The sequence below is a fragment of the Burkholderia pyrrocinia genome, assembly GCF_003330765.1.
GTDB lineage: Bacteria > Pseudomonadota > Gammaproteobacteria > Burkholderiales > Burkholderiaceae > Burkholderia > Burkholderia pyrrocinia_B.
Genome location: NZ_CP024902.1, coordinates 2,907,726 through 2,921,547, shown reverse-complemented (window position 1 = coordinate 2,921,547; position 13,822 = coordinate 2,907,726). Strand labels below are relative to the sequence as shown.

The 13,822-nt window shown below is 70.4% G+C and carries 13 protein-coding genes; 7 read left to right on the top strand and 6 right to left on the bottom strand.

Annotation, left to right across the window (positions count from 1 at the left end):
* Positions 1-103 precede the first annotated feature (103 nt).
* Positions 104-1,486, top strand: coding sequence for an exodeoxyribonuclease VII large subunit (gene xseA / locus CUJ89_RS14200; RefSeq protein WP_114177868.1), 1,383 nt, complete (start codon positions 104-106; stop codon positions 1,484-1,486).
* A 226-nt stretch (positions 1,487-1,712) separates the two neighbouring features.
* On the top strand, positions 1,713-2,291 hold the full coding sequence (sodB, locus tag CUJ89_RS14195; RefSeq protein ID WP_114177867.1) for a superoxide dismutase [Fe]: 579 nt from the start codon (positions 1,713-1,715) through the stop codon (positions 2,289-2,291).
* 104 nt (positions 2,292-2,395) lie between these two features.
* Here the strand turns inward: sodB and chrA are convergent, their stop codons facing one another.
* Together chrA and CUJ89_RS14185 are read right to left on the bottom strand one after the other, a co-directional pair.
* Entirely contained in the window at positions 2,396-3,607 is a 1,212-nt protein-coding gene (gene chrA / locus CUJ89_RS14190) for a chromate efflux transporter (protein WP_114177866.1), read from the bottom strand.
* A gap of 87 nt (positions 3,608-3,694) precedes the next feature.
* Positions 3,695-4,402, bottom strand: coding sequence for a Crp/Fnr family transcriptional regulator (locus CUJ89_RS14185; protein WP_114177865.1), 708 nt, complete (start codon positions 4,400-4,402; stop codon positions 3,695-3,697).
* Positions 4,403-4,483: 81 nt separating this feature from the next.
* Between CUJ89_RS14185 and CUJ89_RS14180 the strand changes: the two genes are divergently transcribed.
* The 3 genes from CUJ89_RS14180 to CUJ89_RS14170 all read left to right on the top strand — a co-directional run bounded on the left by CUJ89_RS14180 (position 4,484) and on the right by CUJ89_RS14170 (position 6,756).
* Complete coding sequence (locus CUJ89_RS14180) at positions 4,484-5,008, top strand: DUF962 domain-containing protein (RefSeq protein WP_114177864.1); 525 nt, start codon at positions 4,484-4,486, stop codon at positions 5,006-5,008.
* On the top strand, positions 5,001-6,047 hold the full coding sequence (locus CUJ89_RS14175) for a 2-dehydropantoate 2-reductase (RefSeq protein ID WP_114178618.1): 1,047 nt from the start codon (positions 5,001-5,003) through the stop codon (positions 6,045-6,047). Before CUJ89_RS14180 ends, CUJ89_RS14175 begins: the two co-directional genes overlap by 8 nt.
* 106 nt (positions 6,048-6,153) lie before the next feature.
* On the top strand, positions 6,154-6,756 hold the full coding sequence (locus tag CUJ89_RS14170) for a class I SAM-dependent methyltransferase (RefSeq protein WP_114177863.1): 603 nt from the start codon (positions 6,154-6,156) through the stop codon (positions 6,754-6,756).
* Between the two features lie 19 nt (positions 6,757-6,775).
* Here CUJ89_RS14170 and CUJ89_RS14165 read toward each other — a convergent pair whose 3' ends face one another.
* Together CUJ89_RS14165 and mdtD are read right to left on the bottom strand one after the other, a co-directional pair.
* Positions 6,776-8,050: an EAL domain-containing protein gene (locus CUJ89_RS14165; protein WP_114177862.1), complete on the bottom strand. Its 1,275-nt coding sequence runs from the start codon at positions 8,048-8,050 to the stop codon at positions 6,776-6,778.
* A gap of 179 nt (positions 8,051-8,229) precedes the next feature.
* Positions 8,230-9,666, bottom strand: coding sequence for a multidrug transporter subunit MdtD (mdtD, locus tag CUJ89_RS14160; protein WP_114177861.1), 1,437 nt, complete (start codon positions 9,664-9,666; stop codon positions 8,230-8,232).
* 217 nt (positions 9,667-9,883) lie between these two features.
* Between mdtD and CUJ89_RS14150 the strand changes: the two genes are divergently transcribed.
* Positions 9,884-10,207: a DUF2917 domain-containing protein gene (locus tag CUJ89_RS14150; protein ID WP_114177860.1), complete on the top strand. Its 324-nt coding sequence runs from the start codon at positions 9,884-9,886 to the stop codon at positions 10,205-10,207.
* On the opposite strand, the gene CUJ89_RS14145 is transcribed toward CUJ89_RS14150, so the two are convergent.
* Positions 10,180-11,412, bottom strand: a complete 1,233-nt coding sequence (locus CUJ89_RS14145; protein WP_114177859.1) for a citrate/2-methylcitrate synthase — start codon at positions 11,410-11,412, stop codon at positions 10,180-10,182. The genes CUJ89_RS14150 and CUJ89_RS14145 overlap by 28 nt on opposite strands.
* A gap of 141 nt (positions 11,413-11,553) precedes the next feature.
* Between CUJ89_RS14145 and CUJ89_RS14140 the strand changes: the two genes are divergently transcribed.
* Positions 11,554-12,945 carry a CoA transferase gene (locus CUJ89_RS14140; protein ID WP_114177858.1) on the top strand — a complete coding sequence of 464 codons (1,392 nt, stop codon included), beginning with the start codon at positions 11,554-11,556 and terminating at the stop codon, positions 12,943-12,945.
* 21 nt (positions 12,946-12,966) lie between these two features.
* Here CUJ89_RS14140 and CUJ89_RS14135 read toward each other — a convergent pair whose 3' ends face one another.
* Positions 12,967-13,713, bottom strand: coding sequence for a GntR family transcriptional regulator (locus CUJ89_RS14135; RefSeq protein ID WP_114177857.1), 747 nt, complete (start codon positions 13,711-13,713; stop codon positions 12,967-12,969).
* Positions 13,714-13,822: the final 109 nt, after the last annotated feature.

The following is a 13,822-nucleotide window of genomic DNA, read 5'->3' as shown; positions in this document are numbered from 1 at the left end:
CAGAATGTGGACACCTTCCGCGCATGGCCGCGAATGCGGCCGGCGCTGGACGCCGCGCGCGTGTCGGACTATCGTGTGGCCGCCAGCATTCATCCGACCGTCCATGCTTTCCGATTCCCCTTTTGCCGCACCCGGCGCGACCCGCGGCGGCGACGAAGTGATTCCCGTTTCGGCGCTCAATCGCGCGATTTCGACGATGCTCGAGCGCTCGTTTCCGCTGCTGTGGATTTCGGGCGAAGTGTCGAATTTCACGCGCGCCGCGAGCGGCCACTGGTATTTCTCGATCAAGGACCAGCAGGCGCAGATGCGCTGCGTGATGTTCCGCGGTCGCGCGCAATACGCGGAATTCACGCCGCGCGAAGGCGACCGGATCGAGGTGCGCGCGGTCGTCACGATGTACGAGCCGCGCGGCGAAGTGCAGCTCAACGTCGAGGCCGTGCGGCGCACCGGGCAGGGGCGCCTGTACGAGGCGTTCCTGCGGCTGAAGGCGCAGCTCGAAGGCGAGGGGCTCTTCGCGCCCGAGCGCAAGCGGCCATTGCCGGCCCATCCGCGCGCGATCGGCATCGTCACGTCGCTGCAGGCCGCGGCGCTGCGCGACGTGCTGACCACGCTCGCACGCCGCGCGCCGCACATTCCGGTCATCGTCTATCCGGCGCCCGTGCAGGGTGCCGGTTCCGCCGAAAAGCTCGTCGCGGCCGTCCAGGCCGCGAATGCACGGCGCGAGGTCGACGTGCTGCTGGTCTGTCGCGGCGGCGGCTCGATCGAGGATCTGTGGTCGTTCAACGATGAAGCGCTGGCGCGCGCGATCGCGGCGAGCGAACTGCCGGTCGTCAGCGGCGTCGGGCACGAAACCGATTTCACGATCGCGGACTTCGCGGCCGACGTGCGCGCGCCGACGCCGACCGGTGCGGCCGAACTCGCGAGCCCGCAGCGCGCGCTGCTGCTGCGCGAAGTCGGCGACCGCCAGCGGGCGCTCGCGCGCGGCATCGAACGCGTGCTCGAACAGCGCGCGCAGCAGCTCGACTGGCTCGCGCGCCGGCTCGTGAGCCCGGCCGAGCGGCTGCAGCGGCAGCGTACGCACATCGAGCAGCTCGCGGTGCGGCTCGCGTCGGCGGCCTCGCGGCCCGTGCGCGACGCGCGTGCGCGTTTCGCGCTCGCGCAACTGCGCTGGCAGCGCGCGCGGCCCGATTCGTCACCGGCGCGCCAGGCGCTCGCGGGGCTGTCGCAACGTCTCGCGCTGGCATTGCAGCGCCGTCACGAACGCGACACGGCACGCGTGTCAACCTGTGCGGCACGGCTCGAGGTGCTGAGCCCGCAGCGCACGCTCGAGCGCGGTTATGCGGCGATCATCGACGCGCAGACTGGCCGCGCGGTGCGCGCGCCGGGCGCGCTGAAGCCGCAGCGGCGCCTGACCGTGCATCTCGCCGAAGGCTCGGCCGACGTGTCGCTTGCCGACGTGCAGCCGCGCCTGACCGATACGATCTGAGCCGGCCGGCGTAAGCGAAACGAAGGTCCCGCGACAGACGTATCACGCACGGGAACGGATGCTGCGCATCGTCGGCTCGTCCTGCCGGACGTTGCGCAAACATCGCTTTTCCGCATACCGCGGATAAATGGCCCGTGAGTTTGCGGGGTTATTCGTCCTCGCCTACAATCGGACGCTCGGCAGCATCCAACACAAGCCCCCCTACATACTCAACGAAGGAATCGCCATGGCTCATACGCTCCCGCCGCTCCCGTACGCTGAAGACGCTCTCGCGCCGACCATCTCGCTCGAGACGATCCAGTACCACTACGGCAAGCATCATCAGGCTTATGTGACGAACCTGAACAATCTGATCCCGGGCACGGAATTCGAAACCCTGTCGCTGGAAGAGATCGTGAAGAAGTCGTCGGGCGGCATCTTCAACAACGCCGCGCAAATCTGGAACCACACGTTCTTCTGGAACAGCCTGTCGCCGAACGGCGGCGGCGCACCGACGGGCGCGCTGGGCGACGCGATCAACGCGAAGTGGGGTTCGTACGACGCATTCAAGGAAGCGTTCACGAAGGCTGCAGTCGGCACGTTCGGCTCGGGCTGGGCATGGCTCGTGAAGAAGGCTGACGGTTCGCTCGACATCGTGTCGACGAGCAACGCCGCCACGCCGCTGACGACCGCCGACAAGGCGCTGCTGACGATCGACGTGTGGGAACATGCGTACTACATCGACTACCGCAACGCGCGTCCGAAGTTCGTCGAAGCGTTCTGGAACATCGTGAACTGGGACTTCGCAGCGAAGAACTTCGCGTAAGTCCCGGTGCCTGCGCGCCGCTACGGCGCGCGGTACCCAGAAAAAGCCCTCGCTGCGAGGGCTTTTTTGTTTTTGTCCCGCAGGAACGTGCCGCGTTTGCCGGATCAGGCGACCATACCGAGCACCCAGCCGAGCGCCGCGCTTGCGATCACGACGGCCCATGGCGGCACGCGCCAGAACGTCAGCGCGACGAACGCGACGAGCGCGGCGGCCAGGTCGCGCGGCGACTCGATCGTGTCGGTCCAGACCGGGTGATAGAGCGCGGCGAGCAGCAGCCCGACGACGGCCGCGTTCACGCCTGCGAGCCCGGCCTGCATGCGTGTGCTGCGGCGCAGGCGTTCCCAGAACGGCGCGGTACCGGCAACCAGCAGGAACGACGGAGCGAAGATCGAGACCAGCGCGATCGTCCCGCCGAGCCAGCCGTTCGGCGCGTCGTGCAACGAAGCGCCGAGGAAGGCCGAGAAGGTGAACAGCGGCCCCGGCACGGCTTGCGCGACGCCATACCCGGCGAGGAACGCCGAATCGCTGACCCAGCCGGGCGCGACCACGGCGGCCTGCAGCAGCGGGAGCACCACATGCCCGCCGCCGAACACGAGCGCGCCCGTGCGGAAGAAGGCGTCGACGACGGCGAGCGTGTCGGAGCGGAGCGCGCGGGCCGCGAGCGGCAGCACGACGAGCAGCGCGGCGAACAGCGCGAGCCACAGCACGCCCGCGCGGTGCGACACGTGCAGCGGCAACGGATCGTGGGCGCCGCGCGCCGGCTGCGGCAGCAACACGAGGCCGGCCGCACCGGCCACGACGATCACGGCCACCTGCGTCCACGAGGCCGGCGCGAGCAGTGCGACGCACGCGGCCGCGGCCATCAGCGTGACGCGGCGCGCATCCGGGCACAGCGTGCGCGCCATGCCCCAGACGGCTTGCGCGATCACGGCAACCGACACGATGCGAAGCCCGTGCAGCGCGCCGGCTTCGATCGGCGCGCCGGTCGCGTGAACGCCGAGCGCGAACAGCATCATCAGCAGCGCCGACGGCAGTGTGAAGCCGAGCCACGCGGCGAACATTCCCGCATAGCCGGCGCGCGCGAGGCCGATCGCCATCCCGACCTGGCTGCTCGCGGGCCCCGGCAGGAACTGGCACAGCCCGACGAGATCCGCATACGTGCGCTCGGTGAGCCAGCCGCGCCGCGTGACGAACTCGGCGCGGAAGTAGCCGAGATGCGCGACCGGGCCGCCGAACGACGTGAGGCCGAGCCGCAGGAAGGCGACGAACACGGGCCACGGATGACGGGAGGGGGCGGGGACGGTCGACGTGTTCAAGGCGATGCGGGCGGTGGACGGAGCGAGCCGCCACGATAGCGCAACGCCGTGACGACGGGGCCTCGCGCGGCGGCCGTGGCGCCCTGTTCAGTGCGCGCCGTCGGCCAGCCTGCTGGCGCGGCGTAGTGCGTCGATGTCGACGAGCTCGATCTCGCCGACATGCAGCCTCACGACGCCGTCGGCCTGCAGCGCCTTCAGCAACTGGTTGGTGGTCTGCCGCGTCAGCGACAGCATCGATGCGAGCGTTTCCTGCGACAGCCGGATGTGTGTGCGTCCGGCACTGATGCCGCCGTAGCCGTCGGCGATCATCAGCAGGCGCGCGGCGAGCCGCTGCGCGGCCGGCATCACGCTCATCGATTCGACGGTCAGGAAGCTCAGGCGCAGCTTTTGCGCCATCAGCAGCGCGAATTGCCGCCAGTATTGCGGTGTCGCGTCGAGAATCGCGAGCAGCGCAGCCTGCGGGACGTGCAGCAGCAGCGTGTCATCGAGCGCGATCGCGTCGTGCGTGCGCGGCTGGCCGTCGAACAGCGCGATTTCGCCGAACCAGGTGACGGGCTCGGCGACCGTCAGCAGCGCTTCCTTGCCCTGCGGATTGACCGCACCTATCGTGAGTGAACCGGCCAGTACCGCGTACAGCCCGCACGGCGGGTCGCCGCGCCGGAACAGCGCGTGGCCGGCCGGCAGGCGGCGCAGCGCCGCGCGGGCCAGCAGGTCCGCGCGCAACGCGGGCGGCAGCGCAGCAAACCACGGATTCGCGTCGATCAGCGGCAGGTAGGGGGCGAGCGACGAGGGCATGGGCACGCGATGTCGGGTAGCTGACAGAGGTTCTCGGGCGTGACGCGCATCATAGCGCTCATCGACCGGCCAGGAGACGCCATGAAGACGCTCGAAGACCATCTGTCCCAGTATGCGGCCTACCATCGCGACGCGCGCAACATCGCGACGCACCTGGTCGGCATCCCGATGATCGTGTTCGCGGTCGAGGTGCTGCTGTCGCGGCCGGCGATCGGGATGCTGGCCGGCATCGCGCTGTCGCCGGCGCTGCTGCTCGCCGTCGCGTTCGCGGTGTTCTACCTGCGTCTGGACCTGCGGTTCGGGATCGTGATGACCGTGCTGTTCGCGCTCGGCCTGTGGGCCGCGCAGGCGCTCGCGTTGCTGCCGACCGCGCAATGGCTCGCGATCGGCATCGGCGCGTTCGTCGTCGGCTGGATCGTGCAGTTCGTCGGGCACTGGTTCGAAGGGCGCAAGCCCGCGTTCGTCGACGATCTGGTCGGCCTGATGGTCGGGCCGCTGTTCGTGGTCGCCGAGGTCGCGTTTTTCGCGGGGCTGCGCGGCGATGTGCGCCGCGAAGTCGAGCGGCGGGCCGGCCCCGTGCACGGCGGCGCGCACTCGCATGTCTGACGTGCCGGTCTGCGTGTTCGGCGCAGGCGCCGTCGGCTGCTATCTCGGCGGCCGGCTCGCGGCGGCCGGTGCGAACGTGACGCTCGTCGGCCGCGCGCGGATCGGCGACGCGATTCATCTGCACGGGCTCACGCTGACCGACCCGCGCGGCTATCGCACGACGCTCGCGCCGGCCGATGTCGCATTCGCGACCGATCCGGCGGCCGCGGCCGCCGCGCGGCTCGTGCTCGTCGCGGTGAAGTCGGCCGCGACGCGTGACGCCGCGGCGCAGCTTGCTGGCGTGCTGCAGCCGGGCACGATCGTGATCAGCTTCCAGAACGGCTTGCACAATGCCGACGTGCTGCGCGACGCGCTGCCGCAAGCGACCGTGCTGGCCGGCATGGTGTCGTTCAACGTGATCGAGCGCGGGCCCGGCGCGTTTCACCAGGGTTCGGCCGGCACGCTCGCGGCCGATGCATCGCCCGCGCTGCAGCCGTTCGCCGGCGCATTCGCGCGCGCCGGGCTGCCGCTCGCGCTGCATCGCGACATGCGCGCCGTGCAGTGGGCGAAGCTGCTGCTCAACCTGAACAACGCGGTCAATGCGCTCGCGAACCTGCCGCTTCGCGACGAACTCGCGCAACGTGCGTACCGGCGCTGCGTCGCGCTCGCGCAGCGCGAAGCGCTGCACTGGCTTGCACGTGCCGCGATCCAGCCCGCGCGGCTGACACCGTTGCCGGCCGCGTGGATCCCGGCCGTGCTCGATCTTCCCGATGCCGCGTTCCGCGTGCTCGGCGGCCGGATACTCGCGATTGATCCGCTCGCGCGCTCGTCGATGTCCGACGACCTCGCGGCGCGCCGTGCGACGGAAGTCGAGTGGATCAACGGCGAAATCGTGCGGCTCGCCGCGCGCTTCGGCGCGCAGGCGCCCGTCAACGCGCGACTGTGCGCGCTCGTCCACGACGCGGAAAGCGCGGCGGCGCGCCCGGCCTGGCGCGGCGATGCGCTGTGGGCCGAGCTGACCGCGCAGGCGCCGCGCGCGGGCGACGTGCGGGCCGCATAGGGGCGGGATTTGCCCGCCGTCTCGGAGGGCGCGTGTGACGTCACACACGCCGCGCAACGGCTAAGATGCGGAGTGCGTCATACGACGCCTATGTGGAGCAGTCACCATGGTGGATCGCCCGACTCTCGACGCCTACGACACCCATGCCGCGCAATATGCGCAGGACTGGCTCGACCAGGCTGCGCCCGACGACATGTACGCGCTGCTCGAACAGCATTTCTCGCCGGGGCCGACCGCGGACGTCGGCTGCGGAGCCGGGCGCGATACGGCGTGGCTCGCGTCGCGCGGATTCGAAGTGCGCGGCTACGACGCGAGCGCTGCGCTGCTCGACGAGGCGCGGTGGCGCCATCCGGACCTGATCTTCGAACTGGCTGCGCTGCCGGCGCTGGCCGGCGTGCCGTCCGGCGCGTTTCGCAACGTGCTGTGCGAAACGGTCGTCATGCACCTCGAACAGGCGGACGCGGCGGCGGCCACCGCGCGGCTGGCCGATCTCCTGATGCCGGGCGGCACGTTGTACCTGAGCTGGCGGGTGGCCGGAAACGGCGTGTTGCGCGACGAGCGCGGCCGCCTCTATACGCCGCTCGACTCGGCGCGGATGCACGCGGCGCTCGGCGCCGGCACGCAGGTGATCGACGAGCATGAGGTCGTCAGCGCATCGTCCGGCAAGCGCGTGCACCGGCTGATCGTGCGCAAGGCGGCCGCTGCGTGAATGCGGCGCGCCGTGGCGTTCACTCGCGGTTGAGCGCCGCTTCCCAGTTGATGTCGACGCAGAGCACCTGCATGCCGGCCGCGGCGGGCGCGGCGACCGACGCGGTCACGCACAGGTGCGCCTCGTTGATCGACAGGTAGGGCGGCGTCAGATGCACGTGGCCCGGCGCACGCATCGCGTCGATGAAGTACGGGCGGCGCTCCCAGCTCGCGCCTTCGGAATGCAGCAGCGGCCGGAAGCGCTTGGCGCGCTGCGACACGCTGCCGCGCGCGAGCACGTTGTCGCCGATCTGGCGCCCCGATGCGTCGAGCAGGAAGCAGCGTGCGGTCTCGGGCAGCCCGAGCACGGCGGCGGCGGCATCGGTGAGCGGCTCGCCCGCGCCGAGCTTCTGGCTCGCTTCCTCGAGCGCGGCGACGTACGGCGCGAGCCGTTCCGCCTGCGTGCGCTCGCGTTGTGCGACGCGCAGCCGCAACGCGGCCGACAGCGTATCCATGCAGCCCGCGGCGGCCTGCGGCTGCACGGGGTCGACGCTCGGCCCCGCGAAGTACTGGCCCTGCACGAAATCGACGTTGCACTCGAGCGCGATCATCGCGTCGCGCTCGGTCGCGAGCCCGCCCATCAGCACGAGCTGGCCGGATTCGTGCAGCAGCGACACCAGCCCCGGCAGCACGCGTTCGAGATGCGAGTGCTCGCTCGCCTGCGCGAGGATGCCGCGGTCGAGCGTGACGATGTCGGGATGCAGGTGCCACACGCGGTCGATGTTCGAATGCTTCGCGCCGAAACCGACGAGCGCGATCAGGAAGCCTGCCTTGCGCAGCCCGTCGATGATCGCCGCGTAGCGCGGCGTCTCGCCGCCCGCCTGCTCGGGCACCTCGAGCACCACGCGGTGCGGTGGCAGCCCGAGCGCCTTCAGGTTCGCGAGCAGCGCGTCGCCGTAGATGGTGTCCATCAGCGCGGCCGGATGCAGGCTCAGGAAGAGCCATTCGTCATGACTGTCGAACGCGTGGAAGTTGCCGAGATGCAGCGATTCGGCGAGCCGGCCGAGCTCGAGCAGGTCGCCGCGCCGCGCCGCCTGCGTGAACACCTCGTGCGACGCCACCTGGCGGCTTTCCTCGTCGTGCGCGCGCAGCGATGCGTGATAGCCGATCGCGCGGCGGTGCGACACCGAGAAAACGGGCTGGAACACGCTGAACACGGTGTAGCCGCCGTACAGCACGGTGCGCCGGTTCCCGTCGTCGCCGGCGACGGGGCGGGGCGGCTGAAAGCCGGGGGGATCGATGTCGATCATGCTCATGATGTCGGCCGATGGAAGACTGCCAGTTTACCTAGAGAATAGGCCAGCAAGAAGCGTGCACGGCATCGTGCCCCGTGCGGCGGCCCGTCGCGCCCGACACGCGAGGCATGGCGGGCGCATGGCGGGGCTGCGCTGCACCGAGATGGTGCGCACCGTACCGGTTCGGCGCGCGCCGCGCGTCACGCGCGCTCGGACGGGTCGGTCTTGCGCGCGGTGGTGCGGATTTCGGGCGCGAGCTGCGCGAAGATCCACGCGGACGCGGCGGTGATGATCCCGACGCAGATGAATGTCGCATGGAACGCGGGCAGCGTGTTGCTCGGCGTCACGGTGCGCAGCATGCCCGTGAACGTCGCCAGCAACGCGCCCGCGACCGTGACGCCGAGGCTCATCGACAGCATCTGCACGAGCGAGAACAGGCTGTTGCCGCTGCTCGCGCCGCCCGTGCCGAGATCCTTCAGCGTCAGCGTGTTCATCGCGGTGAACTGCATCGAGTTGAAGCCGCCGAACAGCGCGAGATGCACGACCTTCACCCAGACGGGCACCGTGTCGCGCATCAGCGCGAAGCTCGCCATCATCACGCCGACCATGATCGTGTTCGCGAGCAGCACCTTGCGGTAGCCGTGCTGCGTGATCAGGCGCGTGATGATCCGCTTCGAGAACATCCCGGCCGCCGCCACCGGCAGCATCATCAGCCCGGCCTCGAACGCCGAGTAGCCGAGGCTCACCTGCAGCAGCAGCGGGATCAGGTACGGCATCGCGCCGCTGCCGATCCGCGCGAACAGGTTGCCGAGCAGCCCGACGCTGAACGTGTGGATCCTGAACAGTTCGAGCGAGAAGATCGGTTGCGGCGCGCGCACCGCATACAGCCCGTACGCGACGAAGCACGCGAGGCTCAGGATCAGCAGCACGAGCACGGCCGCGTGCTGCATGCCGAGATCGGCGAGCCCGTCGAGCGACAGCGAGATCGCGACCATGCCGATCGTCAGCAGCAGATAACCCTTCAGGTCGAAGCGGCCGACCGCCGGGTTGCGCGAATCGGGCATCGAGTAGAAGGTCGCGATGCAGCCCGCGACGCCGACCGGCACGTTGATCAGGAAGATCCAGTGCCACGACGCGATCTTCACGAGCCAGCCGCCGAGCGTCGGCCCGATCAGCGGACCGATCAGGCCGGGAATCGCGACGAACGACAGCGCGGGCAGGTAGCGCTCGGCCGGGAACGTGCGCAGCACCGCGAGCCGCCCGACCGGCAGCAGCATCGCGCCGCCCACCCCCTGCACGACGCGGAACACCACGAGCTGCGTCAGCGTATGCGCGTTCGCGCACAGCAGCGAGCCGAGCGAGAACACCAGGATCGCGCTGAAGAACACGCGCCGCGTGCCGAAGGTATCGGCGAGCCAGCCCGACACGGGGATCATCACTGCCATCGTCAGCGAGTAGGCGATCACGACCGACTGCATCCGCAGCGGCGATTCGCCGAGGCTCGCGGCCATCGACGGCAGCGCCGTGTTGACGATCGTCGAATCGAGCGTCTGCATGAAGAAGCCCGTCGCAACGAGCCAGAGCATCACGGTGAGGTTTTTTTCGCCGGGAGCGGCGGCAGGCGAGTGTTGGAACATGAAGGCGGGGCGGTGGCGCGGGACAGCCGACATTGTAGGGAAAGCCGCCGCACCGCGCAGGTTCGGCGCGGGGTGCGACGCCAGATCCGGCCGGCGGATGCCCGTCCGTCCGCTGACCAGTACAGTTCAGTCAAAAGTGTCTGCAGGCGTATCTGTTCGTGTGCTGCCACTGTCCGAAATACTGGTGCCATCGAACCCGTGCGACCAGGAGGCTGCCATGCGTGAACTGCGACTCTATGTGATCGAAGGCGACGAGCCGGCCGGACGGTGGCGGATCGTCGACCGCACCGCACTGCAGGTGGCCGAGGGCGAAGTGTGGGTGACCATCGAGGGCCGGCCCGACGATCACTGGCTCGGCGCCGGCGATTCGCTGACGCTCATGCCCGGCATGCGCGTGTGGGTCAGCGCGGGGCCGCACGGCGCGACGTTCGCGTTCGGCCCGCTCGCGGTGCCGGCCGTGCGCGCCGCGCAGACGTGGTGGCGGTCGCTCGTCGCGTGGCGCGACGGCCGGCGTCACGCGGCCGCGTCGCTGCCGACGTAGCGCGCCCGGGGCCGGATCAGCTTGCCGTCCGCATGCTGTTCGAGCGCATGCGCGATCCAGCCGGCCGTGCGGCCGGCCGCGAACAGCGTGAACGCCGCGCCGTCCGGCAGCGCGAGCGTGCGCTCCAGTACCGCGAGCGCGAAATCGATCGCCGGCCGCAGGCCCGTCGCCGCTTCGACGCGCGCGGCGAGCGCGCGCGCCATCTGCAGCACGGGACGGTCGGGCACCGCGGCGTGCAGTGCGTCGAGCAGCGCCCGCGCGCGCGGGTCGCCGTCGGGGTAGAGCGGGTGCGCGAAGCCGGGCAGTGCCGTGCGGCCGCCGTCCGCACGTTCGTCGTGCGCAAGCCGCAGCGCGAGGGTGCGATCGAGGTCGGCGGCACGGGCCGCTTCGTCGAGCAGGGTGCCCGCGCGGAACGTCTCGCCGCCGTGGCGCGGGCCCGACAACGCCGCGAGCCCGCCCGCGATCGCGCCGAACAGGTGGGTGCCGGTCGACGCGATGCAGCGCACCGCAAAGGTCGAAGGATTCAGTTCGTGATCGGCGCACAGCACGAGCGCGCGGCGCAGCAGGTCGGCTTCGCCGCGCCGTCGCACGCGCCACGCGGCAGCGAGCTGCCGGTGCACGGGCGCGTCGTCCGGCGCGATGCCGGCGAGCGCGGCCGTCGCGACCCGCAGCAGCAGCGTGGCCGAATCGAGCTGCGCGTCGCGCCCCTGCGCCCACAGGCGCGGCAGCGATGCGGCCGCGGCAGGCAGCAGCACCAGCGTGCGTTCGAGTGGCGCGAGATGCGCCCAGCGGCGCGCCCAGTCGTCCCACTGCGCGGCGTCGAAACCGGTCGACGCGAGCGACGCGGCGGCAAGCCGCGCGGGCGGACAGCCCCAGAGCCTCGCGGCCGTCTCTTCGAGTGTCGCATCGTCGGCAAGTGCGATCGCATCGGCGCCGCGATAGCGCAGGCGGCCATCGGCGATCTGAGTGATCCGCGATTCGAGCACCGGCACGCCCCAGTCGAGCGAACGCTCGGCGACGCCGCCCGCGCGTTTCGCATCGGCGCGGCGGCGCGCGAGCAGGCGCACCTGGTCCGCGTCGTAGCAGCGGCGCTTGGTCGCGCCGTCGGGCAGCGAGCGCAGCAGGCCGCGGCTCACATACGCATAGAGGGTGCTCACGCTGACACCGAGGATGCCGGCGGCTTCCTGCGCGCTGAGGGATGTCATGCCGATCGCTCCTGTCGGGGCACATGAAGCGCGGCCCCGCTACAACTATTCGTTATGTATTGATTCGCGCAATCAAGATTGATCGCGCCCGTCGCGAATTCTAGACTCGATTTCGTCTCCTCTTACTGCGCCCATCTCGCCATGACACCCGAACTCGCATTGACGCATCTGTGGCAACTCGCACACGGCAACCCCGGCGCGCTGGCCCGCGCGACCGTGACAGGGCAGGACCCGACGCTGCCGTCGACGTTCCATGTCGGCACACTCGCCGCGGCGACGATCGCGGCAGCCGGGCTCGCGGCGGCGGAATGCCACCGGCTTCGCACGGGTGTCGCGCAATCCGTCGACGTGTCGGTGCGCGACGCGCTCGTCGCGTTCCGCAGCGAACGCTACCTGCGCGTGGACGACGGCCCGCCGCCGGAGTTGCGTCATCCGGTGACGGGCTTCTTCGAGACGGGCGACGGGCGCTGGATCCAGCTGCACGCGAACTTCCCGCATCACCTGCACGGGATACTCGATGTGCTCGGTTGCGGTGCGCAGCCGGCCGAGGTCGCCGCGGCGATCCGCACGTGGGACGGCGCAGCGCTCGATACTGCGCTGGCCGAGGCCGGCCTGTGCGCGGCGTTGATCAGAATGCCTGACGAATGGGCCGCGCACGAACAGGCGCACGCGATCGCGTCGCTGCCGCTGTTCGAGATCGAGCGGATCGGCGACGCGCCGGTCGAGCCGATCGGTCGCGGCGAAGCCGGCCAGCCGCTCGCCGGCGTGCGCGTGCTGGATCTCACGCGCATCATCGCGGGGCCGGTCGCGGGTCGCACGCTGGCGTCGCACGGCGCGCAGACGCTGCTCGTCAACGGCCCGCACCTGCCGAACATCGCGCCGCTCGTGATCGACAACGGGCGCGGCAAGCGTTCGACGTGGATCGATCTGCGCGACGCGGTGGGCATCGATACGCTGCGCGCGCTCGTGCGCGATGCGGATGTGCTCCTGCAGTCGTACCGGCCCGGCGCGCTCGCGGCGCGCGGTTTCGCGCTGCAGGCGCTGGCGGCGCTGCGGCCCGGCATCGTCTGCGTGTCGGTGTCCGCATACGGGCACGCGGGGCCGTGGGCGAAGCGGCGCGGCTTCGACAGCCTCGTGCAGTCGGCGAGCGGGATCGCATGGCAGGAGCAGCAGGCCGCGCACGCGGACAAGCCGCGCCATCTGCCGTGCCAGGCGCTCGATCATGCGACGGGCTATCTCGCGGCGTTCGGCGCGATGATCGCGCTCGCGCGCCGTGCGCGCGAAGGGGGAAGCTGGCACGTGCGACTGTCGCTCGCGCAGACGGGACGCTGGCTGCAGTCGTTCGGCGTCGTGCCGGACGGCCTGCAAGCGCCCGATCTCGCGCCCGCCGACGTGCGCGACCGGATCGACCGCATCGCGTCGCCGTTCGGCACGATCGACGCCGTGCGGCCGGCCGAGCGCTTGTCGGCGACGCCGCCGTCGTTCGCGTGGCCGCCCGTGCCGCTCGGCACCGACGATGCGCGCTGGCTGTGAGCGCCGACAGCGCGGCGTGCGTTACTTGCGCAACTCGACGACGAAGTCGTAGTAGTCGTTGCGGCAGTAGGTATCGGTCAGTTCGATCGCGCGCTGGTCCGACGTATAGCCGATCCGCGTGATCAGCAGCAGCGCGTCGTGCGGCGCGATGCCCATCTGTTCGGCGATCTCGTCGGTCGCGTTGACCGCGCGGAAATGCTGCAGCGCGCGTACGATCGGCGTGCCGCGCGCTTCGAGATAGCTGTACAGCGAACCGCCGATCGCCTGCGGATCGGGAATCAGCGTCGCGGGGAACGTCGAGTTCTCGACGGCCATCACGATGCCGTCGGCCAGGCGCAGGCGCTTCAGGCGCGTGACCGATGCGGCCGGCGACAGCCCGAGCTGGATCACCTCGTCGCGGTTCGCGGGCTGGATCTCGCGCGCGAGCCATTGCGAGCTCGGCTTGAAGCCGCGCCGTTCGAGTATCTCGCTGAAGCTCGACAGCCGCGACAGCGGATCCTCGTAGCGCGGCTGGATGAAGTTGCCCGCGCCTTGCGTGCGGCGGATCAGGCCCTGCTCGACGAGCAGCGCGATCGCCTTGCGCGCGGTGATGCGCGACACGCCGAGCGCGTCGGACAGCACGCGCTCCGAAGGTAGCGCTTCACCGGCCATCCAGCGGTTGTCGTGGATCGCGTCGCCGAGCTTGCGCGCGAGCTGCAGGTAGAGCGGCGTGTCGTTGTCGGGGTCGGGGCGCAGGTCCTGCCAGCGGTCGTCCGTGGGTGCCTTCATGGGGTGGGTATCGATCAGGTTGCGGCCATTCTAAGTCATCATGCGGCGCCGTTATAGCCGGTTTTTGCCGTGCAATAGGCCGGTGCCGCGCCGATTGACTACACTGATG

Coding starts and splice junctions, on each gene's coding strand:
- xseA (WP_114177868.1), top strand. CDS start 104: ATGCTTTCCGATTCCCCTTTTGCCGCACCCGGCGCGACCCGCGGCGGC.
- sodB (WP_114177867.1), top strand. CDS start 1,713: ATGGCTCATACGCTCCCGCCGCTCCCGTACGCTGAAGACGCTCTCGCG.
- CUJ89_RS14185 (WP_114177865.1), bottom strand. CDS start 4,402: ATGCCCTCGTCGCTCGCCCCCTACCTGCCGCTGATCGACGCGAATCCG.
- CUJ89_RS14180 (WP_114177864.1), top strand. CDS start 4,484: ATGAAGACGCTCGAAGACCATCTGTCCCAGTATGCGGCCTACCATCGC.
- CUJ89_RS14175 (WP_114178618.1), top strand. CDS start 5,001: ATGTCTGACGTGCCGGTCTGCGTGTTCGGCGCAGGCGCCGTCGGCTGC.
- CUJ89_RS14170 (WP_114177863.1), top strand. CDS start 6,154: ATGGTGGATCGCCCGACTCTCGACGCCTACGACACCCATGCCGCGCAA.
- CUJ89_RS14165 (WP_114177862.1), bottom strand. CDS start 8,050: ATGAGCATGATCGACATCGATCCCCCCGGCTTTCAGCCGCCCCGCCCC.
- mdtD (WP_114177861.1), bottom strand. CDS start 9,666: ATGTTCCAACACTCGCCTGCCGCCGCTCCCGGCGAAAAAAACCTCACC.
- CUJ89_RS14150 (WP_114177860.1), top strand. CDS start 9,884: ATGCGTGAACTGCGACTCTATGTGATCGAAGGCGACGAGCCGGCCGGA.
- CUJ89_RS14145 (WP_114177859.1), bottom strand. CDS start 11,412: ATGACATCCCTCAGCGCGCAGGAAGCCGCCGGCATCCTCGGTGTCAGC.
- CUJ89_RS14140 (WP_114177858.1), top strand. CDS start 11,554: ATGACACCCGAACTCGCATTGACGCATCTGTGGCAACTCGCACACGGC.
- CUJ89_RS14135 (WP_114177857.1), bottom strand. CDS start 13,713: ATGAAGGCACCCACGGACGACCGCTGGCAGGACCTGCGCCCCGACCCC.